Origin of the sequence: Actinomadura keratinilytica (assembly GCF_039539665.1) — a bacterium.
In the GTDB taxonomy this organism is placed as follows: domain Bacteria; phylum Actinomycetota; class Actinomycetes; order Streptosporangiales; family Streptosporangiaceae; genus Spirillospora; species Spirillospora keratinilytica.
In genome coordinates this window covers 22,163-47,241 of sequence record NZ_BAABDO010000043.1, presented here as the reverse complement: position 1 = coordinate 47,241, position 25,079 = coordinate 22,163, and the positions used below count along the sequence as shown (strand labels likewise).

Here is a 25,079-nt window from a genome sequence, read left to right as displayed (position 1 = left end):
GCCGCGCCGCACAGCCACCGCATCGGGCCGCTGACGCGGCTGGCGGTGCGGCTGCGCGCCGCCGGCATCGTCGGCGCCGCCATCGCCGCCGCCAACGCGGCCCGCGACGAGTCGCCCCGGCCCGCCGACCCGCCCGCGACCGGCGACGCCGCCGCGGCCGAGCGGCAGGTGGCGTGCGAGCTGCTGCTGGGCCGGCTCCTCGAGGACGCCGGGCGCGTCGAGGAGGGCATCCGGGTGGGGGAGAGCGCCGCCGCGCACGCCCGGCTGTGCGACGACACCGTCCAGTTCGCCGACGCCGCCCTGGACCTCGGCCTGCGGCTGCTCGCCCAGGACCGCCTCGGCGACGCGGCCGGGCGGCTCCAGCAGGCCGTCGAAACCTACCGCGACCACGCCGACGACCCCGCCCGCCCCGACGTCCGCGCCAACCTGGCCGTCGCCGCCAACCGGCTGGGCGTCGCCCTGTCGATGCAGGAACGCGACGGCGAGGCCGTGCCGTACTTCGAGGAGGCGGTCCGGCAGCACCGCCGCCGCGATGCGGCCGACCCGGAGGTGCGCGACGAGCTGGCGGGCTCCCTGCGCGATTTGGCCGTGTGCCTGATCCAGGTGAACCGGGACGCCGAGGCGGTGGCCGCGCTCGGCGAGTCCGCCGAGCTGTACCGTCCGCCGGCCCGGAACGGTTCGCAGTTCCACCGCAGGCGGCTCGCCGAGGTGCTGAACCGGCTGTGGCGCGGACTGGCCATCCTCGGCCGCGAGGAGGAGTCGGCGAGCGTCAAGGCCGAGTGGTCGGCGCTGGCGGAGGCCAGTCCGGCGCCCTGAGGCGGGCCGGCCTCCCGGTATGCCGAAGCGACGCCTCCTCACCCCGGCCGTGCGAGGCGAGGAGGCGCCGCTTCCGGTGTGTTATTCCCAGTGCCTCACGGGCGGGCGCGGGACCCGCCGGTGAACGCGCGGGCCAGGCCGAGCGCCGCCGCGGCGGCGGCGAACGCGACCACGCCCAGCACCGCGATCTCGATCGGACGGTGGTTGCGGGCCAGCCCGACGACCGCCAGGGTGACGGCGGACAGGGCCGTCACCAGGGCGACGAGGGTGTTGATCCGCCCCGCCTCCGAGTGCGGCCAGTCGGTGCCGTCCGTCGGCGGCGGGTCGGGCACCTGCCGGCGGTGCCCGGCCAGCGCCCGGCTCCGCCACGGCGAGGTGTTCATCTTGCCGAGCCGGTGGAGCCCGCCCGCCGCGGCGACCAGCAGCAGCGCGTAGCAGGCGAGGAAGACGGCCTCGAACCGCATGGTCGAATCACCCTTCCCGTATCAGGCTTCCCGACCGCCCGGATCCTTGACCTCGGTGAACAGCGCCAGCTCCGGCTCCCGCGCGTCGGCGGCGTCCGCGGACTCGGCGGACTGCGGCTGCGTGGCGAGGCCGTCGCGCTCGCCCGCTCGGTCGCGGCGGCGGTGGATGACGGCGTTCCAGGCCAGCCACAGCAGCGGGACCACCCCGCCGACGATGAACACCACGTCGCCCGGCAGCCGCAGCCACTCGAACAGCGCGTTCGTCGAGTTGCCGACGTAGGCGAGGCTGCGCGCGTCCCAGTAGCCGACGTCGACCGCGTGGTACAGCTGCAGCAGCCCGATCGGCATCAGCGTGACGAACACCATCCACGCCAGCCCCGCGTTCAGCGACCAGAAGCTGATCGAGACCAGCCGGTCCGACCAGTACTTGCGCGGCACCAGGTAGCGCAGCGCGAAGACCGCGAAACCGCACGCGAGCATGCCGTAGACGCCCATCATCGCCGCGTGCCCGTGGTTGGCGGTCAGCATCGTCCCCATCTCGTAGTAGGAGACGATCGGCAGGTTGATCAGGAAGCCGAACACGCCGGCGCCGAGGAAGTTCCAGAAGCCGACCGCGACCAGGAACATCACCGCCCACCGGTGCGGGAACGGCGTCGGGCTCCTGGACTCCTGCCGCGCGCCGAGCCGGATGAACGACCACGCCTCCACGGTGAGGAAGGTCAGCGGGATGACCTCGAGCGCCGAGAAGAAGGCGCCCAGGGCCAGCACCTCGGCCGGCTCGCCGTTGAAGTACCAGTGGTGGGCGGTGCCGATGACGCCGCCCACGCTGTAGAGGACGATGTCGAGGTACACCACGCGCAGCGCGACCTTCTCCCGGACCACGCCGAGCAGCACGAAGATGTAGGCCACCATCACCGTGGTGAACAGTTCGAGGAAGTCCTCGACCCACAGGTGCACCACCATGAACCGCCAGAAGTCGGTGATGGTGTAGGTGTCGCCGTGGTCGGTCAACAGCCCGGTCGCGTACACGACGGGCAGCGCCAGCGCCGCGAAGAAGAACAGCCACGGCAGGTTGCCCCGGCTTTCGCCCGCCAGCTTGTGCCGCATGCCGCGCCACAGCATCGCCACCCAGACGGCCATGCCGACGGTCAGCAGGATCTGCCAGAACTTGCCGAGGTCGAGGTACTCGAACCCCTGCATGCCGAACCAGCTCCACAGCCTGCCGAACGCGCCGCGCATGCCGGCGAGCTCGCCGAGCAGCGACCCCAGCACCACGACGACCAGCGCGCCGAGCAGCAGGTAGGACAGCACGGACTGCCCCTTGGGATCCCGGCGGCGGGTGATCATGGGCACGAGGAAGATCCCGGCGGCCAGGAAGCTGACCGACACCCAGAACAGCGAGAGCTGGATGTGCCAGGTCCGCACCAGGTTGTACGGCAGCCAGCGCTCCAGCGGGATGCCGAAGAAGCTCTCCAGGTCGGCCCGGTAGTGCTGCCCCGCCGCCCCGACGAGGGTCTGCACCAGGAACAGCCCCGCCATGGCGAGGAAGAACCAGGCCATCGCGCGCTGGCTCGGTGTCAAAGGCACCGACCTGGGTTCCCGGAACCGCAGCTCACGCTGGTCGCGACCGTGCCAGCCGAGCCAGTTCCACCGGCCGAACGCGGCGAACAGCGCTCCGGTGCCTCCGATCAGCGCCACGAGGCTGAGCACGCTCCACAGGACGGTGTCGGCGGTCGGGGTGTTGCCGACCAGCGGCTCGGACGGCCAGTTGTTGGTGTAGCTGTAGTTCTTCCCCGGACGCTCCGTGGACGCAGCCCAGGCGCTCCAGGCGAAGTAGCTGGTGAGCTGCTTGATCTGGACCGGGTCGGTGATGGCCTTGGGGCGCAGCCCGGTCTTGCCCTCGGGCGCGGCGAAGAACTCCGCGTAGTGCCGCGTCAGGGCGGCGAAGGCCTGCGCCTGCGCGTCCGACACGGTCAGGGTGCCGGACTTCTCGTCGTAGGTGTTCCGCTTGAAGTCGTCCACCGTACGCCGGGTCGCGGTGTCGGATCCGCCGCCATAGGACTTGTTGACGATCTCGGCGGAGCGGTGCAGGTAGTCGGCGGTGAAGTCGGGGCCGAGGTAGGCGCCGTGCCCGAAGATCGAGCCGTACTGCATCAGCCCGTTCTTGAGGAAGACGTCCTGGCCGGCCCTGACGTCGGCGCCGGTGTAGACGGTCTGCCCGCCGGAGGTGACCGCGCGCTCGGGGATCGGCGGACTGGACCGGTAGGTCTGGTACCCCATCAGCACCAGGACGAAGAAGCCGAAGAGAGTGATCAGGACGGCGGCCTGTACCCAGCCCCGGCCGATGAGCCGGTCGCGCCGCTGGGGAGACGTCGCCGCTGGTGGTGTCACTGGGGACCTCCAGGGAAGCGACTATTTTCACGAGTGACGTAGTTTTTATATCAGCGACCATGAAGAATCTTGCGACCGCCCCCGCCTTCATCGGATCCGGCCAGGTGAGGGGGACGGGGCCGGCGGACGCGTCGCCGCCCCGTGTCGGTCGCGGGCGCGCTATCGTCGGCCGTGCGCACCCTGGATCTCGGCTCGTCGCGGCGCTGCCGACCGGACCGCTGCGGGGATGGCGCGTCCGCCTGCGCGCCGGTCGCCGGCGCGAGGGGGTGCGCGTCAGCGGGACCGGCGTGCGCCGAAAGTGGGCTCTTTTTTACAAGTTTTTTTCGTGTAAAATGGCGCCATGGGTAAGCGTCATCTCGTCGACGCCGAGCCGCGGGCCGCGCTCGGCGACAGCCGCGCCAGCGTGCTCGAGGTGCTGCGCGCGTTCGGACCGCTGGGCGTGCGGGAGGCGGCGGAACGGACCGGACTGCATCCCAACACCGTCCGGTTCCACCTCGACGGGCTGGTCGAGGCCGGCCTGGCCGAACGCACCACCGAGGAGCGCGACCAGCCCGGACGGCCCCGCACCCTGTACCGCGCCTCCGACTCCGACCAGGGCGTGCGCAGCTACCGGCTGCTCGCACAGATCCTCACCAGCCTGGTCTCCGGGACCATGCCGGAGCCGACGAAGGCGGCGACCGAGGCGGGCCGGGCCTGGGGTCGCTACCTGGCCGACCGGCCCGCGCCCTTCGAGCGGGTCGACGCGCGGCAGGCCCTGGAGAAGCTGGCCGGCCTGCTCACCGACATCGGCTTCGGAACGCAGGTCGAGGCGGACGCCGGTGCCGCGCTGGTCCGGCTGGTGCACTGCCCGTTCCGGGAGATCGCCGAGGAGCACCAGGACGTCATCTGCCCCCTGCATCTCGGCCTCATGCAGGGCGCCCTCGCCGAAATGAACGCCCCCGTGACCGCCGAGCGGCTGGATCCGTTCGTCGAGCCCAAGCTGTGCCTGGCCCATCTGCGCTGCCACGAGGCGGGCGACGACACGGGAGAGTAGGGCGCCGGTTCCGGCCGACCGGGCGCCCCGCCATGCGCGGTGGGGCGCCCGGTCCCGTGCTCGGACCGTCGACGCACGCCCGGGGCGCCGCCCGCCGGGCGGCGCCCCGGGCGCAGGTCACGGCCGTCCGATGCGCACCCGCCAGACCTGCGGGCCCGCCTCGAGGTAGTCCCAGGTGTAGAGGCCGGGGTACTCGGCGGCGAACTGGTAGGACAGCGGCTTGGGGTCGTGGTCGTTGACCAGCACGAAGGCCCCGCCGGGCGGCAGGGCCCGGAAGGCGGCGAAGATCTGCTCGTGGCGCTGGGCCGGGGCCAGGGCGCGCACGTCCAGCTCGCCGTCGATCAGCTCGGCGGTGGCCCCGGGGGTGCCGGGGGCGTCGTGTCCGCCGCAGGTGCAGCCGCCGCAGGTGCAGCCCCCCTCGCCCGCCTCGGCGGACTCCCCGAGGACCTCGTGCCTTCCCCCCAGGGCCCCGGCGAGGTCGACCCCGGCCTCCACCAGGGCGGGCAGCAGCATCTCGTTCTCCTTCTCCAGGTGCGCCTGGAACATCGCGTTCAGCGCGACCGCGGCACCGGCGGTCTCTCCCGCCGTCCGCGCCCGTTCCAGGTCGTCGACCAGCTCGCGCAGCAGTTCGTGCTCGCGGATCATCGCCTGCACCAGCAGGCGGGCCGCCGGGACGTCCCACGCCGCCCGGTACAGCGTCTCGTTCTCGACGGCCGCGTGCGGAAGGACCTCCGCGCGGCTGAACTCCACCATCCGCGTCCGCGGCCCGCTCAGCTCGGCCAGCTGGTCGGCGCCGCGCCGGACGGTGAGGGCGTGGTCGGCCATCGTCCGGCCGAGTCGGCCGTGATGCTCCCGGATGGCCTGGACGGTCGCCCGCTGCGACTCGGTGGCCTGTGCGGTCATGGGGACTCCTCTCACGGACGCCACGGGACACCCCGGACACCCTCGGGCCGGTTTACAGTGTGAGATTGATATTTACTAACATAGCTATGAAAAACTCAAGCGACGGCGCGAGATGACCGAGGAGCTGCGATGACCGGCGGCCGGCCCGCCACGGCGGCGCGCACCAGACCCCGTTCGGCGGCCGTGCGGCGGTCTCCGCTGCTCGCCCTGGCCGCGGTGTCGCTGGTCGCCGGGCTGTGGGGCGGCCTGGTGCTGCTCGGTCTGCGGGTGCCGGTGCCCCGCCCGAGCGTCGCGCAGAACCACGGGACGCTGATGACCCTCGGCTTCCTCGGCACGCTGATCAGCCTCGAACGCGCCGTCGCGCTGGGACGTCCGTGGGGCTATGCCGCGCCCGCCCTCGCCGGCCTGGGCGGGATCACCACCGCGGCCGGGCTCGCCGGGATCGGCCGTCCGCTGCTGACGGCGGCGGCCGGCTGGCTCGTCGCGGTGTACGTCGCCCTGATCGGCCGGCGGCCGGGGCGCCGCCCCGGCCGCGACATCCTCCTCCAGACGTCCGGCGCGGTCGCCTGGTACGTCGCGGGCGTCCTGTGGATCCGGGACGCCCCGACCGGCGACCTGGTGCCCTGGCTGACGGCGTTCCTCGTGCTGACGATCGCCGGGGAACGGCTGGAGCTGGCGCACGTGGCGTTCCTGCGGCGCCGGGCGGGGGACGGACTGATCGCGGCCTGCGCGCTGATCGGCGCCGGCGCCGCCGTGTCGGTCGCGGCACCGGATGCGGGCTGGCGGCTGGCCGGCCTGGGCCTGCTCGCGCTGGCCGCCTGGCTGGCCGTGTACGACATCGCCCGCCGGACCGTCCGCGGCACCGGCCTGCCGCGCTACGCCGCCGCGTGCCTGCTGACCGGATACGCCTGGCTCGCGGTGGCCGGGACGCTATGGACCATCGTCGGTAGACCCGAGGACCAAGGGGCCTACGACGCGGCTCTGCACTCGGTGTTCCTTGGGTTCGTCCTGTCCATGGTGTTCGGGCACGCTCCGGTGATCCTTCCCGCGGTCCTGCGCGTCCGGCTTCCCTATCACCCGCTGCTGTACGGGCCGCTCGCCCTGCTGCACGCCGCGGTGCTGATCCGCGTCACGGGCGACCTCGCCGACGCGGGCACCGTGCGCGCGGCGGGCGGCGTGCTCGGCGAGGCGGCGCTGATGGGGTTCGCCTGCTGCGCCGTCGCCGCCTCGCGCCTGTCCCGTCCCTCCCAAGCCGACCCCAGGATGGAGCCTGGATGACATCGGTCGATGAGAAGATCGAACGACCGCGGCCGCGACCGCCGTACCAGTCCGGTTCGCGTGCCACCTGGCACGCGATCGCCAACGCGGTGGTGCTGGCCTGGTTCGCGACAACCGTGTTCACCGTGTTCGCGCGGGACCGCCTTCCCGGCGCCGACTGGGTGCCGGTGCACACTTTCCTGCTCGGCGCGGTCACCAACGCCGTCGTCACCTGGACCGAGCACTTCAGCACCGCGCTGCTGCACCTGCCGGCGCCCGCGCGGTGGTGGCAGGTGCTCCGCCTCGCCGTGCTGAACGCCGGGGTGGTGGCCGTGCTGCACGGCTCCAGCGGCGGCGACGCGGTGCTGGGCACCGCCGGGGCCGTCGTGGTCTGCGGCGTCGCCGCCGTCCACGTCGGCACGCTGATCGTCCGGTCGCGGCGATCGCTGGGCGGCCGGTTCGCCCACCTGGTGGCCTGGTACGTAGGCTCGGGGGCCGCGCTGGTCGCCGGGGGGACGCTGGGTGCGCTGATGGTGTCCGGGCAGGTCACCGGCTCGCTGCGCCTGCGGGTGGAGGCCGCGCACATCCACGCCAACCTGCTCGGCTGGGTCGGGCTGGCCGTGCTGGGCACCCTGTTCATCCTGTGGCCGGCCGTCCTGCGCACCCGGGCGCACGAGGACACCGGCAGGCTCGCCCGTCGCTCCCTCGCGCCGGTCGTGCTCGGTCTCGCCGTGACCGTGGGCGCGCTTGTGACGGGCACGCGCTGGGCCGCCGCGGCGGGGCTCGCGCTGTACGGGGCCGGGACGGCGTTGGCCCTGGTGCCGTCCGTCCGCACGTTCCGGCGGCGGCGGCCGCACTCGGCCGCGTCCTGGATGGTGGCGGCCGCGACCGGCTGGTTCGTCGCCGCGGTGGCCGTCGACCTGGTCATGGTGGCGGTCCATCCCGCGGACGAGGTGGCCGGGGCCGTCGGTCCCCTGCTGCCGCTCGTCATGGCGGGCTTCGTCGGCCAGATCCTGGTGGGCGCGATGATGTTCCTGCTGCCGGTGGTGCTCGGCGGCGGCCCGGCCGCGGTCAAGCGCAACTCGGCCCTGCTGGAGTACGGGTGGAAGACCCGTCTGGCCCTGGCCAACGCGGCGCTCCCGTTCATCGTCCTGCCCGTGCCGGCATGGCTGTCGCGCACGGCCTGGGGGGTTCTGCTGGCGACGCTCGGCGTGTTCGTGGTGCTCGCGGCCGTCGCCGTCGCCCGGTCCTTCGGCCTGGTGCCCAAGCCGCCCGTCGCGGGTCTGGCGGTCGGGGCCGTGCTCACCGCCCTCGTCGTGGTCGTCGCGGTGACCGGACAGGGCGGCGGCCCGTCCGGGACCGACGCCGCCGAGCACACCGGGCACGCCGGGCACATGGCGTCCGGCACGGCCACGCGGACCGTGGACGTCACCCTGAGCGGCATGCGCGTCCGCCCCGGGACGATCGAAGCCGCACCCGGCACCCGCCTCGTGCTGCGCGTGACCAACGTCGACACGCAAGAGCACGACCTGCGGCTGGACACCGGGCAGCGCACGCCCATGCTCCGCACCGGCGAGACCGCGACGCTGCGCCTGGACCCGCTGCGGAAGGCCATAGACGGCTGGTGCACCGTGCCCGGGCACCGGGCCGCCGGGATGACCTTGCGCATCACCCCCACCGGCGCGGCGACGGCCTCGGCCGGATCGGCGGATTCGCAGGCGTCGCCCGCCCCGCTCGACCTGACCGCGTCGCCGAGCCGGGAATGGCGTCCCTATGACGCCGCGCTGAAGCCCGCGCCCGGCGGCCGCGAGCACCGCGTCGAGATACGCGTCGAGGAAAAGGACCTGGAGGTCGCCCCGGGCGTCCGGCAGCGCATGTGGACGTTCAACGGGACCGTCCCCGGGCCCACCTTGCGCGGCAGCGTCGGCGACGTGTTCACCGTCACCTTCGTCAACTCCGGGACGATGGGCCACGGCATCGACTTCCACGCCGGTGCGCTCGCCCCCGACCGGCCGATGCGCACGATCCAGCCCGGCGAGCGCCTGACCTACCGGTTCCGCGCCGACCAGGCCGGGGCGTGGCTGTACCACTGCTCGACGATGCCGATGACCGAGCACATCGCCAACGGCATGTACGGCGCGGTCGTCATCGACCCGCCGAAGCTGCCCCGCGTCGACCGCGAGTACATCCTCGTGCAGGGCGAGCTGTACACCGGGCAGATCGGCGACGCGGCGCGCTCCGCCCGGCTGCGCCGAGGCGACGCGGACGGCTGGATGTTCAACGGCACCGCCGCCGGCTACGACCACGCGCCGCTGACGGCCCGTACCGGCGAACGGGTCCGGTTCTGGGTGGTCGCCGCGGGCCCCTCGTCCGGCACGGCCTTCCACATCATCGGCACCAGGTTCGACACCGTGTACAAGGAAGGCGCCTACCTCCTGCGGCCGGGCCGCGATCGAGGCGGCGCGCAGGTCCTGGACCTGGCCGCCGCCCAAGGCGGCTTCATCGAAACGACCTTCCCCGAACCCGGACGGTACTCGTTCGTCGACCACGACATGCGGCACGGCGAGGCCGGCGCGCACGGCTACATCCAGGTGACCTCGGGGGAGGACGAGTGACCCGGTGAGCCGGCGCGCCGTCGAGGGGCGGGGCCGGGCGGCCGGCGCCGGCCGAGGTCAGTCCGCCACCCTGAGGCGGGCGAGCGCCAGCCCGGTGAAGGCGTCGGCGGTCACCCCGCGGACGCGTTCGGACCACACGAGGTGGTCGTGCCCGTACCACAGCGGGATCACCGGCATGTCGCGCAGCAGGGACGACTCGGCCAGCCGTGCCGGCAGCACGCCGTCGTCCGGGTCGGCGGCGCGTTCGGCCTGTTCGATGAGATCGGACGCGCCGCCGCCGGGCCGCGGCAGCGGGGCGAGGGCGGCGACGGGTGCGGGGTAGTCGGGGGCCGAGTGCAGGACGAAGGGGCCGTCGGTCTTCCGGTCGGCGACGGCGGCGCGCAGCTCGGCGGCGGGCACCGGCTTGGGGCGCGCGTCCAGCCGCAGCGTCGCACGCCACTGGTCGGCGACCGCCTTCACCCACGCGTCGTCGCCGGCGCCCGCCTCGTACCAGATCGGCACGGGGCCGTCGAGGCCGCCCGCGTCGGCGAGCGCCGCGGACGCGGCCGCCCGGTCGTGCACGCACACCCGGCACTGGCCCTCGCGGCGGCCCAGCCCGATGCCCGGCGGGACCAGCGCGTTGGCCGGGCTGGCCTGGTGCCCGAGCGGCCCCTCGGCCACCGCGCGCCGGTCCACCGCCATCGACAGCGCGTGCCGCACGGTCGGGCCGGCGAACCGCTCGTCCCACTCGGGGATCACCAGGTACGTCATGGCCCGGCCGGGCACCATCAGGTGATGGCGGGGGAAGTCGGTGTCCATCGACGCGTGCCGCTGCGGCGGGACCGCGGTGGCCACGTCCAGGTCGCCGGCCTGGACGGCGCGGTACTGGGCGGCGGCGTCCGGCATCGCCCGCACCACGACCGTGCGGCCGCGGCCGTCCCGCGGCTCCAGCACCGTTTCCCGGGCGTCGTGGGAGCGCACCCGGAACGGGCCGTTGCCCACGGGTCTGCGCGCGTAGGAGGCCCAGTCGCGGGACCGCAGCACGGACTCGGGCATCGGCAGGAACGCCGGATCGGCCAGCAGTGCCGGGAAGCCGGCCAGCGGGCGGTCGAGCGTCACCTCGAACGTGCGCTCGTCGCGCACCTTCAGCCCCGCCACGTCGTCGTCCCGGCCGCCCGCGCCCTTCACCCGGGCCACCTCGGTGAACAGGCGGGCGCCGTGCCAGCCCTCGCGCAGCGTGGCGCGCCAGGCGTCGACGAACGACCGCGCCGTCACCGGCGAGCCGTCGTGGAACCGCCCGCCGGGACGCAGCCGCACGGTCCACACCCGCCGGTCCGGGCTGGTGATCGACTCGGCGGCGGCCTCGACCGGCGTGCCGCCCCGGCCGTCGTGGGCGGTCAGCCCGGTCCACACCGCAGCGGCGATCATGCGGCCGGCCGGGTCGCGGACGTCGCCCGGCACCAGCGTGGCGGGCGGCGCCGCGCCCACCGAGATCCGCGGGTCGGCGGGAGCGCTCCACACCCGCATGGCCGCCACCGGCGCGACCAGCATCGCCACCGCACCGGCCACCAGCGCGGCCGTGCGCGCGAGGCTCCTCACCCGCCCCTCCCCGGGGCCTTCCCAGCGCTCAACCGGACCCTTCCGACGGCGGCGGCGGACGACGCGGGTGAGCGTACGGCACCGTCCCCCGGCGCGGGAAGGGCACGCGGCCGCCCCGGAACATCCGCGACCGGCCGCCCGGGCCGGTTCACCGGCGCCCACCTGCCGGATGATCATCTGACCACCAACCGGGCCGGGTTTTTTGTGACCACTCGCCGATGGAGCGCGGCGATCTCCGTGTCCACACTTGCCTAGGCCCTCATCCCCTCGGCGTGGAGGCGCGATGCGTATCCGACCCCAGCGACAGTCCAGGCGGGTCCTCGCCGGCGCCGCCGCGGCGGCGGCCTCCGCGCTGGCCATGGCCGGCACGGCGTGGGCCTGCCCGCCCGAGCCCGGCAACCAGCAGACCGCCGTGTCGCAGGCCCAGGGCGAGGGACGCGACCTCGGCGGGCACGCCGGCCACGGCAGCGGGCCGGTCGGCAAGACCTCCTCCCGGGTGTCCGAGGCGGTCAAGGGAGTGCAGCGGGTCGGCAACGTGCCCGACGCCAAGGAGGCCACCTCCCTGGTCTTCATGGACTACGGCTCGGGCCCGCGCAAGCGCACGATCATGTACGCGACCGGCCGGTTCGGGCTGAAGGCCTACGACATCAGCGCCGACCCGCGCCGCCCCAAGCTGGTCGGGACGTTCGACCTGCCCGGGTTCTGGCAGGGCGAGGACACCGAGGCCGACCACAAACGCAAGATCATCTACCTGTCCCGGGACCCGCGGGCCTTCGGCGGCACCACCGACACCGGCGAGTCCGGCGTCTACGTCATCGACGTGGCCAGGCCCGAGAACCCGCGGCAGATCGCCTACCAGGTGATCCCCGCCGGGCATACCACCTCGTGCATCAACGACTGCCGGTACCTGTGGACCGGCGGCCCCGCCAAGGCGAAGTGGATGCCCGAGGACTGGGGCGGCCGCCCCGTGTGGGTGACGGACGTGCGCAACCCCCGCAGGCCCAAGGTGTTCCAAGACCCCATCGACACCGGCCGCAACGACGGCAAGACCGACTACACCCACGACATCCAGGTCGACTCGGCCGGGATCGCCTGGGCGTCCGGCCGGGGCGGCGTGCGCGGCTACCACACGAGCGGGCGGCACTGGGACCCGGTGCAGAAGCGCTACCGCACGGCCACCGCGTGGGACCCGGTGCCGTACGCGGGCGGCGGCCTGGACGAGGCCACCACCAACTCCTCGTTCATGCACAACAGCTTCCGGGCCGTGGGCCGCACCCGCGACCAGGGGCCCGACCCCCGCAAGTGGGGGGACGGGCAGGTGCTCGTCGTCACCGAGGAGACCTTCAACGACGGCTGCGCCAACGACGGGCTGCTCGTCCTGGCGTCGCTGAAGGGCTCCTACGGGGGCCAGGGCTGGCGGTCCACGCCCGACAACCCGTTCCGGCTGCAGACCCTCGGCACCTGGGGCGTGGCGGGCCAGGAGGGCAGCCGCCCCGACACCGACGACTGCTCGGCCCACTACTTCGACGTCAAGGACGGCGTGCTGGCCCAGGCGTTCTACGCGCAGGGCACCCGGTTCATCGACGTGCGCGACCCCACCAACCCGCGGCAGATCGCCTACTACCGGCCCGACGACGCCCGCGCATGGGCGGCGTACTACCACGGCGGCTACGTGTACGTGGCCGACCACGCCCGCGGCATCGACGTCCTGAAGCCCGCCTTCCGCTGACGCCGCACGCGCGGCGGCTCCAGGACCCCGAGCCCTTCGAGGTCACATCCGCGAACCCGTCTGGAGGAATCCCCCCGTGACGCATCCGCGTGCCCGCACCGCGATCGTCGGCCTGGCCGCACTCGTGACGGCCGCCGGAGCGCCGGCGGCCCCGGCCGGTGCCGCGACCGCCGGCGCCGCACCGCAGACCGCCGCCGCACCCCACGTGCAGACGGGCGGCGTCCGGCTGCACAGCAACGCCGAGCTGGCGCGCACCCTCAAGCAGATCGAACGCGCCTCCCGCGGGCGGGTCACCGTCCGCAGCGTCGGCACGTCCAACGAAGGCCGGCCCATCTGGTTCGCCACGCTCGGCAACGGGCCCAGGCGCGTGCTGTACATCACGCAGCAGCACGGCAACGAGCCGCTGGGCACCGAGTCGGCCCTGGCCGCGCTGCGCACCCTGGGCCAATCCGACGGCCGCGCCGCCCGCGCCGTCCGCTCGAAGATCACGCTGGGCATCGTGGTGCGCGCCAACCCCGACGGCCACGAGCACGGGTGGCGCTACAACTACGACCCCGACGCCGACCCCGAGTACGGGGAGCGGGGCAAGGGCTACGACATCAACCGCTACCACGACCCGGCCGTCGCGCCCGCCGACAACCCGGCGACCGAGGCCGCGGTGATCCAGCGGACCTATGCCGCGTTCCGCCCGTCGATCGTCGTCGACTACCACATGCAGGGCCGCTACGCCTTCCCGCCGCCGGACGGCCGCGAGATCACCACGTCCATCCTGTGGCCGAACCACCCGTCGGTGCCGACCGCCGCGCTGCGCCGGTCCAAGCAGGTCGGCGTGGCGGTTTACGACGCGTTCACCCGCGCCGGCGCCGTGGTGTCGCAGTACCCGGGCGGCACCTACCAGGGCATCGCGCGCAACGCCTACGGCCTGCTCGGCAGCGCCTCCCTGCTGGTCGAGCTGAGCGCCCTGCCGCCCGAGCGCGAGCACTTCCAGGTCCGCACGGCCTACCGGTCGATGGTCGAGCTGGCCGAGGCCGCCGCGTCCGGCGCCCTGGACCGCCTCGACCCGGCCGCGGCCGACAGGATCCCGCCGCGCGGCCCCTCGATCCCGAGCGGCACGTCGGCGGGCCGGTAGCGCGGCACCCGCTGCGCTCTTCTCCTCCCCTTCGGCGCCCCGTGCCGCCTCCGGCGGGGCGGGGCGCCCCGCTGTCTAGTCCGGCTCGGTGCCCGGAGCCGCCGGCCCGGATTGCCTGGGGGAGGTGTCGCGGGGGGCGCGTCGGCGAGCGCGGAAGGCGGCGACGTTGGTGCGGTTGGCGCAGTTCTCCGAGCAGAACCGGCGCCGCCCGGCGCGCGAGGTGTCGGCGTAGACGCGGTCGCAGCCGGGCGCGGCGCACACGCCGGTGCGGCTCAGCCCGTGCTCGACCACCAGCTCCGACAGGTTCATCAGCGTCGTCGCGCGGAAGCGGTGCGGCAGGCGCGCCGACGGCGGCGCGTAGTGGATGTGCAGGCCGTGCGGGTCGTGGTCGGCCAGGTGGGGGTGCATGGGCACCTCCATCATCAGCTCGTTGAGCAGCGCCACGGCCTGCTCCAGCTCGGTGGCCTCGAAGAACGGCCGCAGCGTCCGCCCCCAGCGGCGGAACGGCTCGGCGTCGCGCGGCTCGAAGTGGTGCCAGAAGAAGCCGTTGTCGCGCAGCACCGCCCGCAGCGCGTCCTCGCTGTCGTCGCCGTCGCGCGTGGTGACCGCGTTCACCAGGGCCACGGCGGCGGCGACCCCGTGGCTTTTGTATCCAGTGATCCGCATCATTGCCCCGGCTTCCGCTCCGTGTCATGCTGTAAACGACATATTAGTTATAACCCTTACGGGGGTCCGGTGGGAACGCCGGAGACACAGACGGACGGGAGCGTCGTGGACGGGTGCCCGCGCTGCGGCTGGCCGGAAAACGAGATCTACCAGGTGCTGTCACGGCACCTGACCTCCGAGGGAGTGGTCACCTACACCCGCTGCGCCTGCGGTGAGGTGCAGGTCCGCGTACAGCCGTACGCGGCCGGACGGGTGGTCGCGGCCTCGTGCGGCTCCTCCCGCGACGACTCCGCTCCGCCCGGCCGGTGACCCCCGCGCACCGGAGGCGGCCGAAGAAATCCGAATTCGTCTGCCGAAAGGGGTTGTCGGCGCCGCCTCGGTGACACATCATGCATTCAGCCGAGGAAGTCGGGGGCGCACCCGCCTAAGATCCGTAGGGCGGGCCCCACCCCCGCCCCCGACACTCGCTCCGCGGCGCGGAGCCTCGGCACGAGTCGGCCGGCACCCCGGAGAGCCCTTCGGGGTGCGCCGCGTCGGCCTCGCGGGCCGCTTGGCCGCGCGCCCGGCGGCGTGCCGCGGATCAGTGGCGCCAGCGGGTGGCGGCGGCGATCTCCTCCGGGGAGGCGCCGTCCAGCAGCGCGATCTCACCGCGCCGGACGGCGGCCACGGTGTCGATCACGGCCTGGCCCAGCGCATCGCCCAGCACCGGGTCCTCCTCGAACGCCCGCACCGCCTCGCCGAGCGAGGCGGGCAGCCGGACGATGCCGCGTCCGGCCAGGTCCGCCGGCCCGAGGGAGGCCGGATCGACGTCGACGGGGGCGGGCAGCACGGCCCCGGCGGCCATTCCGGCGCGGCCCGCGGCCAGCAGCGCCGCCAGCACCAGATAGGGGTTGGCGGCGGCGTCGATGCACTTGACCTCCAGGTTGGCCGCCTGCGCGCGCTCGTCGTCCGGCCCGGTGACGAACCGCAGCGCCGCCTCGCGGTTCTCCAGGCCCCAGCAGGCGTAGGCGCCCGCCCAGTGCGACGGGATCAGACGCAGGTAGCTGGCGACCGACGGCGCGCCGACCGCCAGCAGCGCGGGCAGCCGCCGCAGGATGCCCGCCGCGAACGACTGCGCGGCGGCGGTCATCCCGAACGGGCCGTCGCCGCCGGTCATCGCGTTCACCGGCCCCGCACCCTCCGCCGGCTCCGGCGCGCCGCCCCGCCACAGGCTCAGGTGGACGTGCTGCCCGTTGCCGACCGCGTCCGCCTCCACCTTCGGGGAGAACGACGCCGCCAGCCCGTGCCGCAGCGTCACCGCCCGGATCGTCTCGCGCACCAGCACGGCGGTGTCGGCCGCACCGACCGGGTCCTCCGGGGCCACCGACAGCTCGTACTGCCCGGCCGAGTACTCGGGGTGGATCTGCACCACCGTCACGCCGCTCGCGGCCAGGGACGTGAGCACGTCGCGCAGGTAGTCGGGCAGCTCGCTGATCCGCGCCATGCCGTAGGCGGGGCCGTGGCAGGCCGGGACGAAACCGTCGCCGCCCTCCTTGGACACCGCCCACTCGATCTCGAACGCCGCGCGCACCGACCAGCCGTCCGCGGCCAGCCGGGCGGTCTCGCGGCGCAGCAGCGCCCGGGCGTCCAGCGGGTGCACGGTGCCGTCCTGGGCGTACCGGTCGGCGGGGGCCCACGCCCAGCCCGGCAGCGCGGCCATCGGCGTCAGGCGGTCGAGGTCGGGATGCAGCCGCAGGTCGCCGCTGGGGCCGCCGGCGTACCGGCCGCTGGTGATCGAGTCGTCCAGCAGGAAGACGTCGAACACGGGGGACATGCCGACGCCCCATTGCGCCGCGTACTCCAGACGTGCCGTCGGCACCGCCTTGGTGCGGGTGACGCCGCTGGTGTCGACCCAGGTCAGCGCCACCGCCGCGATGTTCTGCCCGCCCAGGGCCCGGGCCGCCTCCGCGGCGCGCCTGCCGAGCCGGTCGCGAGCCGCGCGGTCCAGCGGCGGCCACACGTCTTCCAGGACTGCTGCCATGACGGCCCCCTGGTCACACTTCGCACCGGTGCGAAGACTGTCGGTACGGGCATCGTAGAAGCCAGGGCGAGGCGAGGCCACGACCACGCGCCGATGGAGGGCCGCCGTGTTGGAGGAGAAGATCGAGTCGCTGCCGCTGGTGGACCACCACTGCCACGGCGTCGTCCGCCGCGGCCTCGACCGCGCCGCGTTCGAGGCGCTGCTGACCGAGGCCGACGCGGGCGGGGGACCGGACGGCGGCCTGTTCGACTCGCGGATCGGGTTCGCGGTGCGGCGCTGGTGCGCGCCGGTGCTCGACCTGCCCGCGCACGCCGAGCCGGACGACTACCTCGCGCGCCGCGCCGAGCTGGGGGCGGCCGAGGTGAACCGCCGGTTCCTGCGGGCGGCGGGCCTGGCGGCGCTGTGCGTGGACACCGGCCACACCCCCGAGCCGCTGCTGGAGCCCGCCGAGCTGGGCTGCCTGGCGGGCGCGCCCGCACACGAGATCCTGCGGCTGGAGACGCTGGCCGAGGAGGTCGTCTTCGACGGTGTGAGCGCGTCGGCGTTCGCCGCGGAGGTGCGCGCCCGGCTGGAGGCCCGCGCGCCGCGGGCGGCCGGCGTCAAGTCGATCGCCGCCTACCGGGCCGGGCTGGAGCTGTCGGGGGAGCGGCCGTCGGGCGAGGAGGTGGCGAAGGCGGCCGGGCGCCTGCTGCGGGACACCGAGCGGGGGCTGGCCGGATGCGACGCGCCGCCCCGCGTCCGGGACGAGGTGCTGCACCGCTTCCTGGTGTGGTGCGCGTGCGACCTGGGGCTGCCGATCCAGTTCCACGCCGGCTACGGCGACGCCGACGCCGACCTGCGCCGCTGCGACCCGCTGCTGCTCACCGGCCTGCTCCGGGAGCTGGCCCGCAAGGACGTCCCGGTCATGCTGCTGCACAACTACCCGTTCCACCGCAACGCCGGCTACCTGGCGCAGGTGTTCCCCAACGTCTTCGTCGACGTCAGCCTGGCCGTCCACAACCTCGGCGACCGGGCCTGGGCCGTCCTCGCCGAGCTGATGGAGCTGGCGCCGTTCGGCAAGGTGCTGTTCGCCTCCGACGCCTACGGCCTGCCCGAGCTGTACCACCTGGGGGCGCTGCTGTTCCGCCGCGGCCTGGGGCGCGTCCTGGCCGAAGGCGTGGCCGAGGGCTCCTGGACCGAACGCGACGCCGCGCGCGTCGCCGAGATGATCGCGTCGGGCAACGCCCGCCGCGCCTACCGGCTCGGCGACCGCCCCTGATCCGCGGGGGCCGCGCCGTCCGAGCCGGCCCGGCCGTCCAGCGCCCGGCGCACCTCGTCCGGGACGGGCACGGGCCGGTGCGTCCCCGGGTCGACGCTGATCATCACGAACTCCGCCTCGCCGACCGGCCGGCCGTCGATGGACAGGCTCACCCCGATGTCGAACGACGTCCGCCCCCACCGCGTCACGCGGGGGCGCAGTTCGATCACGTCGTGCAGGCGCGCCGGAGCCGACCACTCCATCGCCGCCTTCTTGACCATGTACTCGAACCGGCCGAGGTACTCGGCGCCGAGCCTCCGGTGGAACCACTGGTCGAGGGCGTCGTCCAGGTAGACGAAGTAGTTGGCGTTGAACACCACGCCCTGCATGTCGCACTCGCTGTACCGCACCCTGATCCGGTGGGTGAACCCCGGCGCCTCGTGCAGATCGTCCGTCACGGGACGACTGTATATCCGTCGTGTCGTTATCTGATCATGTTTGTCGGATGTGTACGGGGTATCCGGGGAGAGATGTGGATGCTGAGGCTGCCGGGGGTGTACCGCCCGCAGGCGGACACGGCCCTGCTCACCGAGGCCCTGCGGCAGGCCGCCATGCCGCGCGGCGCCCGCGTGCTGGACCTGTGCACCGGCACCGGCGCGGTCGCGCTGGCGGCGGCGCGCGAGACGGCCGGGACGGTCGTCGCGGTGGACCTGTCCGCCCGGGCCGTGCTGGCCACCCGCGTCAACGCGCGCCTTCGGGGAGTGCGCGTGCGCGCCCATCGCGGCGACCTGCTCGCACCGGTCGCGGGCGAGCTGTTCGACATCATCCTGGCCAACCCGCCGTACGTCCCGTCGGGGTGCTTCCCGCCGCCGCGGCACGGACGGTCCCGCTGCTGGGACGCCGGCCCCGACGGGCGTGCGCTGCTCGACCGGATCTGCGACCAGGCGCCCCGGCACCTGGCGCCGGGCGGGACGCTGCTGCTCGCCCAGTCGTCGGTGTGCGGGGTGGACGAGACGCTGCGCGCCCTGCGGGCCGCCGGGCTCAAGACGTCGGTGGCGGCCCGCAGACGCGAGCCGTTCGGACCGGTCATGCGGTCCCGGACGGCCGACCTGCTGGCCCGGGGCGCGATCCGGCCCGGGCAGGACGACGAGGAACTGGTGGTGATCCGTGCCGACCACACCCGGCCCCGGAGATGAGGCGACGGCCCCGGGCGGTGCGGCGGCTCCGCCGCGCCGCCGGGTCCTGGCCGAACGCGGCGGGCCCATCCTGGTCGAGGGCCCCGTCGAGGTGGTGCTGCCCGACGGCACCTCGGTCGCCTCGGACCGCTTCATGGTCGCGTTGTGCGCCTGCGGAGCCAGCGGCCGCTACCCGTTCTGCGACACCAGCCACCGCCGGTGCCGCAGGACCCGCGACCGGCGCGGAACCGGTTCTGACACCGCGTCGGCCTCGTGATACCGGCGCGGTGACACCAGCCCTGTGACATCAGCCCTGCGACATCAGCCCCGTGACAGCAATCTCGTGACATCGGCCCCGTGACGTCGATTCCGTGACATCGCCCGGCCGCGTGACACCGTTCAGCCCGGTGACACCGCGGAGTCGGGGGAGGAGGGCAGCGGGCGCCGCAGGGAACTGCGGCCCGCCCGCCAGCACGCCAGCACGTGCTCGCCGAACCGGTCCTCCAGCAGCCCGGTCGCCTGCGCGCCGAACGCCACGTCGGCGGCCAGCTCCGGCTCGCGGGCGAGCAGGTCCCCGACGACCTCGTGCCGCAGCACCTGCTCGTGGACGGCGTCGGCCTCGATGTGCTCGGTGTAGAAGCGGACGCACCGCGGACCCGCCCCGAGCCGCCGCGCGGCCCGCGCCATCCGCCGCGCCGCGGGCGCCGTGGTGATCTCGGCGGCGGCGAAGTGCCCGACCATCGCGCCGCGCAGCCCCCGGTGCAGCCCGAACAGCGACATCATCGACACGATCGCCAGCATCGGCGCCGGGACCAGGTCCAGGTAGCGGCCGTAGCGGGAGTCCAGGCCGAGATCGTCCATCAGACCGGCGAACAGCACGGCGTGCACCGCCTCGGCCCGGCCGCCGCCGAACTCGTCGAACTCCACCGCGACCAGGGACGCCTTGGCGCGTCCGCGCAGCCGCGGGATCACCCAGGCGTGCGGGTCGGCCTCCTTGAGGTGGTAGGCCGAGCGGTGCGCCGCGAACTCGCGCAGCTGCCACCGCTCGCCCCGCTCGCACAGGTGGTGGGAGACGCCGTAGGCGTCCGCGGGCTCCTCCAGCAGCGCGCCCAGCGTCCCCTCGGCGTCGTCGCCGCCGGGCGTGTCGGCGCGCAGCGCGCCGAGGAACACGCGCTCCATCCCGCCCCGCAGCCGCAGCAGGTCCGGTGACCACTCCCAGGCCGCGTCCACCCCGTCGAACCCGCGGTAGTGCAGCTCGTAGCAGGTGTAGAGGGCGAGCTGCAGGTCCTCCCCGTACGGGTCGGCGCAGCGGCGCAGAAGCGGCCGCGCGGCCGCGTGCAGCGGCGGCGCGGGTTCGGACGCCGGTCGGCGCAGCGCCTCCACCACGGCCTCCGACAGCGGCCCGCGCGGCTCGGGCAGCGGCGGGGCGGGCTCGCGGGCGGCCGGGGGGAAGGGGGAACCGGTCGGCGTCAGGGTCATGCTCTCTCCCGTCACCTGGGGACGTTCGCGCACCGGTACCCGTTCACGACGGGTCCATGCTCCGCGTCGGTCCGGCCTGCCGCTCGGTCTGCCGGTCGCCCTCCGTCTGCCGCACCAGCAGGTCCAGCACCGCCCGGGGGCCGCCGCGCGCGTCGGCCAGCCGCTGCCGTTCGGCGCCCGTCCCGTCCCGCAGCACCCCCGCCAGCAGCGCGCGGACCTCCGCCAGATCGCCGGTCTCCTCCAGCGCGGGCGCGACGTGGTCGATCAGTTCGGCGGCCAGCTCGGCGGCGGGCACCCGGCGCTCCCGCAGCGGATGCACCCCGGGGCCGGTCATGCCGTACCGGGCGGCCGCCCACAGCGCCGCCGCGCACACCTGCGGCGACACGCGCGGCGCCTCCCGCCCCGCCGCCAGGTCGGCCAGCGCCGTGCGCACCAGCGCCCGCGACAGACCCGCCTGCAGCGTGGCGTCCTCGACGGTGGCCACGGCGTCCGCCCCGCGCAGCTCCACGGTCGGCAGCCGGGGGGAGGGGCGCGCCAGCCAGAACGTCATGGCGGTGTCCGCCATCGCCCCGCAGTCGACCAGCCGGGCCAGCTCGCGCTCGTAGGCGGCGACCGACTCGAACCACGGCGGCACCCCCGAGCAGGGGAACCGGCCCATCTTCTCGGTCACCCGGCAGCTGGCGAACCCGCGGTCGCGGCCCCGGTCGATCGGCGAGTTGACCGCCAGCGCCACCAGCGTCGGCAGCCAGGGGCGCAGGTGGTTGACCACCGCGAGCGCGGTCTCCCGGTCCGGGACGCCGACGTGCACGTGGCAGCCGCACACCTCGTAGTCGGCGAACACCCCGCCGCCCATCTCGGCGATCCGCTGGAACCGCTCCCCGGGGGAGAACGCGAACGCCGGCGCGGCGGCCGCGGTGACCGCCGTCCCCGTCGACACCAGGCGCGCGTCCTCCGCGCGGGCCGCGTCCGCCAGCAGGGCCCGGGACTCGCGCAGCTGGCGGCGCACCTCCGCCAGCCGGGTGCACACCCCCGTGGCCGCCTCCACCTGCGTCCGCAGCAGTTCCGCCTGGAGCCCGGTGTCGGGTGCGGGCGGGGGAGCGGCGCGGGCGCGTGCCAGCACCGGCTCGGCGCGCGCGACCGTCGCCCCGGTGACCGGGTCCACCAGGAGGAACTCCTCCTCGACCCCCATCGACAGGCCTGCGTCCGACATGTCCGACCCCCTATCGACCAGCCGTTCTTACCCGTTTTGTCGGCCCGTTCCCCAGGGGGAGTCGCCGGCCGGCCGGGCGCGGGCAGGGCGGCTGCCGTCCCGTCCTGGTCATTCCGCGATCGTCGCCGACGCCCCTCGCCCGGAGACGTCGCGGCCGACAGCCCGCCCGGCGCCGGATCGGTCATTCCGCGGCGGCCCCGAGATGTCGGTAGAGTGCGAGGCGCCCGGCCTCCGGCACGGTTCATTCCCCGTCTACTGCGGGAGCACTGCATTCACCCGCCGGAGGCCGGGCGCCCGTCACCCGCCGGTGCCTTCCTCCACGCGATTCGGATAACACGCCGCCCTGCGGACGGACGCCGCCCGGACGGCCTGTCGAGCACCTTGCCGAAGCGGCCGCCGACGGCCGCGCGGTATGCGCACTGGCTGCGGAAAACCGGCCTTTCGGAGTGGACGGTGATGTCCAGAACCGCCCGGTCCGATGGAATTCGAGGCGGCGTTCCTGCGGCGTTCCGAAATGCGCGGACGATTCTCCTGACCGACTAAAACCGCGGCCAATCTTCCTGCGCGGGCGGTCGCGGGCACTGGCGTGTTCCGGTATTACCGCCGCAGGATCGTCCGGAGGGCGGGTGCGATTCGGCCCGATGCTGAGAGGGGGGCACGGCAGTGAACGCTTCCATGGCGGATGTGGCGGTGGTGGGCGCCGGCCCATACGGGCTTTCCGTGGCGGCGCACGCCGCCGCCCTCGGATTGGACGTGGTCGTCTTCGGCGAACCCATGGGGACCTGGGCGCGGAACATGCCGCGCGGAATGCTGCTGAAATCCGAACCGCAGAACTCCGGGCTGGCCGCGCCGGGGAACTCCTGCGACTTCATCGCCTTCTGCGAGATCAACAACCTGCCGTGCGCGCGGAGCCTGCCGATCCCGGTGGAACGCTTCGTCGACTACGGCCGCTGGTTCCAACGGCAGGCCGTGCCCAACCTGGACCCGTCGATGGTGACCGCGGTGCGGACCGCCGGCGGCGGGTTCGCGCTGGAGCTGGCGGGCGGCGACCGGGCGCGGGCGCGGGCGGTCGTGCTCGCGGTGGGCGTCGTGCCGTTCGCCCGCCGCCCCGAGCAGCTGGCCGCCTTCCCGCCCGCGCTGGCCAGCCACACCATCGACCACAACGACTTCGGCGGCTTCGGCGGACGGGACGTGACCGTGATCGGCGCGGGACAGGCCGCCCTGGAGACCGCGGTGCTGCTGGACGAGGCGGGCGCCCGGGTGCGGCTGGTGGCCCGCGCCGACCGGCTGCGCTGGAACGGCGTGCCCCTGCCGCGCCGCCCGCTGCGCGACCGGCTGCTCGCCCCCGAGTCGGGGCTCGGCACGGGCTGGCGGACCTGGGTGTACGCGAACGCGCCGCACGCGGTGCGGCACCTGCCGGCCGCCGCCCGCCGGCACATCGCACGGACCGCGCTCGGCCCGGCCGGCGCCTGGTGGCTGCGCGACCGGTTCGTCGACCGCGTGCCCGCGCTGCTGGGCTACCGGATCACCGACGCCGCCGCCGACGGCGACCGGGTCCGGCTGTCGCTCACCGACGCCGGCGGGCGGACCCACCGCATCGACACCGACCACGTCGTGTGCGGCACCGGCTTCGAGGTCGATCTGCGCCGGCTGTCCCTGCTGGACCCGGTCCTGGCCGACGGGCTGCGGCGGGACGGCGCGGCGCCCTGGCTGTCGGCGCACTTCGAGACGTCCATGCCGGGCCTGTACGCGGTCGGGCTGCTGGCCAAGCAGACGTTCGGGCCGGGCATGCAGTTCGTCCAGGGCACCGCGTTCGCCGCGCGCAGGGTCGCCGCCCACCTGGCGCGGACGCTGCCGCGCCGGTCGGTCGCGGTGCCCGCCGAGGCGGCCGGGACGGCCGCCGCCGGGTGACCCGGCCCCGGGTGTCGCGCCCGGCTGCCCGGGTACGAGCAGGCGGATCATGCCGCCACCGGGGGGAGATCGCGATGCCGCACTACTCGTGGTACCCGGAGGACGACCCGCGCCACCACACCGGCAGGCTGCACGACATGCTCACCGCCGTCGTCCGGGTCGCCCGGGAGGAGCTCGGCAAGGTCGACGAGCCCCGGGCGCAGGAGTTCCTGGAGACCACCGCCGAGGTGTGCGCCGGCCTGGAAACGGCCTTCGAGCGCTACGAACGGCGGGACTGAACCGCCGCCCGCAGGCGCGCGTCCGCCCCACCGGCCCGTCCCTGGGCGGACACACTGCCGTCACCCTCTTGACACATGCCCGAAACAGTGCCAATTTGATCGCTCACACGGCGGTTTGAACGATCAAATCGCCCGGTGCCCGACGAACCAATGGGGGTGACGGGACTCATGCGTGAGCGCAGCGGCGTGACCATTTCCGAGGTCGCGGCGGCCGCCGGAGTCTCGCGCCAGACGGTGTCGAACGTGCTGAACGCACCCGACCGGGTCGCCCCCGCCACCGCCGAACGGGTCCGCCGGGCGATCGACGAGCTGGGCTACCTGCCCAACCGGGCCGCGCGCAACCTGCGCGAGCGCACCAGCCGCTGCATCGGCTTCAAGATCGCCGCGCCGACCGGGCTGAACAACCTGCTGGACCGGTTCCTGCACGCGCTGGCCGAGTCGGCCGGCGGCGTCGGCTACCACCTGCTGCTGTTCAGCGCCTCCACGGCGGACGAGGAGCTGGCCGCCTACGCCGAGCTGATCGGCACCGGCACCGTCGACGGGTTCGTGCTGGCCGACATCGAAGCCGCCGACAAGCGGCCGGACTGGTGCGCCGAACGCGGCATCCCCTGCGTCAGCTTCGGCCGTCCGGCCGACCCCCGGCGGTGCTCGTGGGTGGACGTCGACGGCGCCGACGGCATGGCGCAGTCGGTCGACCACCTGGTCGCCCGCGGCCACCGCCGCATCGCCTACCTGGGCTGGCCCGAGGGCCAGCGGGTCGGCGACGAGCGGCGCGCCGGATGGCGGGCGGCCATGCGCCGGCACGGCCTGGCCACCGAAGGGCTGTCGGGCGCCGGCGCCGAGGATCCCGCCGAGATCGCGGCGGTGGCGCGCCGGATGATGGAGCAGCCGGATCCGCCCACCGCGTTCGCCTGCGGCAGCGACACCTTCGCCGTCGCCGCCCGCCAGGCGATCGGCGTCGACTCCGCCGGACGCCCCCGCGTGGAGGCCGTCGGTTACGACGACTCCCCGTCGGCGGCGCTGATGACACCACCGCTGTCGAGCGTGCGCCAGCCGCTGGACAAGGTGGCGCACCACGTCGTCGACCTGCTGGTCCGGCAGTTCCGCACACCCGGCGGCCCGCTTGAGGGGGTGATGTTGCGACCGGAACTGGTGGCCCGGGAGCGGCCCGGCCAAGACCCCCGCTAG

The 25,079-nt window shown here is 74.5% G+C and carries 22 protein-coding genes; 13 read left to right on the top strand and 9 right to left on the bottom strand.

Translation table 11 applies throughout. The features are described from left to right. Window positions 1-816: tetratricopeptide repeat protein (locus ABD879_RS15975; protein WP_345022190.1), on the top strand; the 816-nt coding region annotated here is incomplete at its 5' end. A 95-nt stretch (window positions 817-911) separates the two neighbouring features. Here ABD879_RS15975 and ABD879_RS15970 read toward each other — a convergent pair. Both ABD879_RS15970 and ABD879_RS15965 read right to left on the bottom strand, forming a co-directional pair. Further along, on the bottom strand, window positions 912-1,280 hold the full coding sequence (locus ABD879_RS15970; protein WP_345022188.1) for a hypothetical protein: 369 nt from the start codon (window positions 1,278-1,280) through the stop codon (window positions 912-914). 21 nt (window positions 1,281-1,301) lie between these two features. Next, window positions 1,302-3,671, bottom strand: coding sequence for a nitric-oxide reductase large subunit (locus tag ABD879_RS15965; protein WP_345022186.1), 2,370 nt, complete (start codon window positions 3,669-3,671; stop codon window positions 1,302-1,304). Window positions 3,672-4,011: 340 nt separating this feature from the next. On the opposite strand from ABD879_RS15965, the gene ABD879_RS15960 reads away from it, so the two are divergent. Then, window positions 4,012-4,704 carry a helix-turn-helix transcriptional regulator gene (locus tag ABD879_RS15960; protein ID WP_345022183.1) on the top strand — a complete coding sequence of 231 codons (693 nt, stop codon included), beginning with the start codon at window positions 4,012-4,014 and terminating at the stop codon, window positions 4,702-4,704. A 117-nt stretch (window positions 4,705-4,821) separates the two neighbouring features. Here the strand turns inward: ABD879_RS15960 and ABD879_RS15955 are convergent, their stop codons facing one another. Beyond that, a complete protein-coding gene (locus ABD879_RS15955) occupies window positions 4,822-5,607 on the bottom strand; it encodes a DUF2249 domain-containing protein (RefSeq protein ID WP_345022181.1) in 786 nt (261 codons plus the stop codon). Between the two features lie 129 nt (window positions 5,608-5,736). Between ABD879_RS15955 and ABD879_RS15950 the strand changes: the two genes are divergently transcribed. Next, window positions 5,737-6,885 (top strand): hypothetical protein, encoded by a 1,149-nt coding sequence (locus ABD879_RS15950; protein ID WP_345022179.1) that lies wholly within the window; start codon window positions 5,737-5,739, stop codon window positions 6,883-6,885. Next, window positions 6,882-9,479: a multicopper oxidase domain-containing protein gene (locus ABD879_RS15945; protein WP_345022176.1), complete on the top strand. Its 2,598-nt coding sequence runs from the start codon at window positions 6,882-6,884 to the stop codon at window positions 9,477-9,479. The genes ABD879_RS15950 and ABD879_RS15945 overlap by 4 nt, the downstream gene beginning before the upstream one ends. Window positions 9,480-9,536: 57 nt before the next feature. On the opposite strand, the gene ABD879_RS15940 is transcribed toward ABD879_RS15945, so the two are convergent. Further along, window positions 9,537-11,057, bottom strand: a complete 1,521-nt coding sequence (locus ABD879_RS15940; protein WP_345022174.1) for a peptide ABC transporter substrate-binding protein — start codon at window positions 11,055-11,057, stop codon at window positions 9,537-9,539. 283 nt (window positions 11,058-11,340) lie between these two features. On the opposite strand from ABD879_RS15940, the gene ABD879_RS15935 reads away from it, so the two are divergent. Together ABD879_RS15935 and ABD879_RS15930 are read left to right on the top strand one after the other, a co-directional pair. Continuing rightward, window positions 11,341-12,786, top strand: coding sequence for an LVIVD repeat-containing protein (locus tag ABD879_RS15935; protein ID WP_345022172.1), 1,446 nt, complete (start codon window positions 11,341-11,343; stop codon window positions 12,784-12,786). Window positions 12,787-12,862: 76 nt separating this feature from the next. Beyond that, window positions 12,863-13,915, top strand: coding sequence for a M14 family zinc carboxypeptidase (locus tag ABD879_RS15930; RefSeq protein ID WP_345022170.1), 1,053 nt, complete (start codon window positions 12,863-12,865; stop codon window positions 13,913-13,915). 75 nt (window positions 13,916-13,990) lie between these two features. On the opposite strand, the gene ABD879_RS15925 is transcribed toward ABD879_RS15930, so the two are convergent. After that, window positions 13,991-14,584 (bottom strand): CGNR zinc finger domain-containing protein, encoded by a 594-nt coding sequence (locus ABD879_RS15925; protein WP_345022168.1) that lies wholly within the window; start codon window positions 14,582-14,584, stop codon window positions 13,991-13,993. 102 nt (window positions 14,585-14,686) lie between these two features. Here ABD879_RS15925 and ABD879_RS15920 point away from each other — a divergent pair, with 102 nt between their 5' ends. After that, window positions 14,687-14,890, top strand: coding sequence for a hypothetical protein (locus tag ABD879_RS15920; RefSeq protein WP_345022166.1), 204 nt, complete (start codon window positions 14,687-14,689; stop codon window positions 14,888-14,890). A gap of 271 nt (window positions 14,891-15,161) precedes the next feature. On the opposite strand, the gene ABD879_RS15915 is transcribed toward ABD879_RS15920, so the two are convergent. After that, window positions 15,162-16,601, bottom strand: a complete 1,440-nt coding sequence (locus ABD879_RS15915) for a type I glutamate--ammonia ligase (RefSeq protein ID WP_345022165.1) — start codon at window positions 16,599-16,601, stop codon at window positions 15,162-15,164. Window positions 16,602-16,707: 106 nt separating this feature from the next. On the opposite strand from ABD879_RS15915, the gene ABD879_RS15910 reads away from it, so the two are divergent. Continuing rightward, window positions 16,708-17,859, top strand: coding sequence for an amidohydrolase family protein (locus ABD879_RS15910; protein ID WP_345022164.1), 1,152 nt, complete (start codon window positions 16,708-16,710; stop codon window positions 17,857-17,859). On the opposite strand, the gene ABD879_RS15905 is transcribed toward ABD879_RS15910, so the two are convergent. Beyond that, window positions 17,835-18,296 carry an acyl-CoA thioesterase gene (locus ABD879_RS15905; protein ID WP_345022162.1) on the bottom strand — a complete coding sequence of 154 codons (462 nt, stop codon included), beginning with the start codon at window positions 18,294-18,296 and terminating at the stop codon, window positions 17,835-17,837. The genes ABD879_RS15910 and ABD879_RS15905 overlap by 25 nt on opposite strands. Before the next feature lie 78 nt (window positions 18,297-18,374). On the opposite strand from ABD879_RS15905, the gene ABD879_RS15900 reads away from it, so the two are divergent. Together ABD879_RS15900 and ABD879_RS15895 are read left to right on the top strand one after the other, a co-directional pair. Next, a complete protein-coding gene (locus tag ABD879_RS15900; RefSeq protein WP_345022161.1) occupies window positions 18,375-19,034 on the top strand; it encodes a HemK2/MTQ2 family protein methyltransferase in 660 nt (219 codons plus the stop codon). Continuing rightward, window positions 19,006-19,290 (top strand): CDGSH iron-sulfur domain-containing protein, encoded by a 285-nt coding sequence (locus ABD879_RS15895; protein ID WP_425549637.1) that lies wholly within the window; start codon window positions 19,006-19,008, stop codon window positions 19,288-19,290. The genes ABD879_RS15900 and ABD879_RS15895 overlap by 29 nt, the downstream gene beginning before the upstream one ends. Before the next feature lie 122 nt (window positions 19,291-19,412). Here ABD879_RS15895 and ABD879_RS15890 read toward each other — a convergent pair whose 3' ends face one another. After that, entirely contained in the window at window positions 19,413-20,492 is a 1,080-nt protein-coding gene (locus ABD879_RS15890; RefSeq protein ID WP_345022159.1) for an iron-containing redox enzyme family protein, read from the bottom strand. A 43-nt stretch (window positions 20,493-20,535) separates the two neighbouring features. Then, the gene (locus tag ABD879_RS15885) at window positions 20,536-21,702 is read right to left on the bottom strand and encodes a carboxylate-amine ligase (protein WP_345022157.1); all 1,167 of its coding nucleotides are present in this window, start codon (window positions 21,700-21,702) and stop codon (window positions 20,536-20,538) included. Between the two features lie 675 nt (window positions 21,703-22,377). On the opposite strand from ABD879_RS15885, the gene ABD879_RS15880 reads away from it, so the two are divergent. The 3 genes from ABD879_RS15880 to ABD879_RS15870 all read left to right on the top strand — a co-directional run bounded on the left by ABD879_RS15880 (window position 22,378) and on the right by ABD879_RS15870 (window position 25,079). After that, on the top strand, window positions 22,378-23,613 hold the full coding sequence (locus ABD879_RS15880; protein WP_345022155.1) for an FAD-dependent oxidoreductase: 1,236 nt from the start codon (window positions 22,378-22,380) through the stop codon (window positions 23,611-23,613). A gap of 74 nt (window positions 23,614-23,687) precedes the next feature. Next, window positions 23,688-23,891 (top strand): hypothetical protein, encoded by a 204-nt coding sequence (locus tag ABD879_RS15875; protein ID WP_345022153.1) that lies wholly within the window; start codon window positions 23,688-23,690, stop codon window positions 23,889-23,891. Window positions 23,892-24,059: 168 nt separating this feature from the next. Further along, window positions 24,060-25,079, top strand: coding sequence for a LacI family DNA-binding transcriptional regulator (locus ABD879_RS15870; protein ID WP_345022151.1), 1,020 nt, complete (start codon window positions 24,060-24,062; stop codon window positions 25,077-25,079).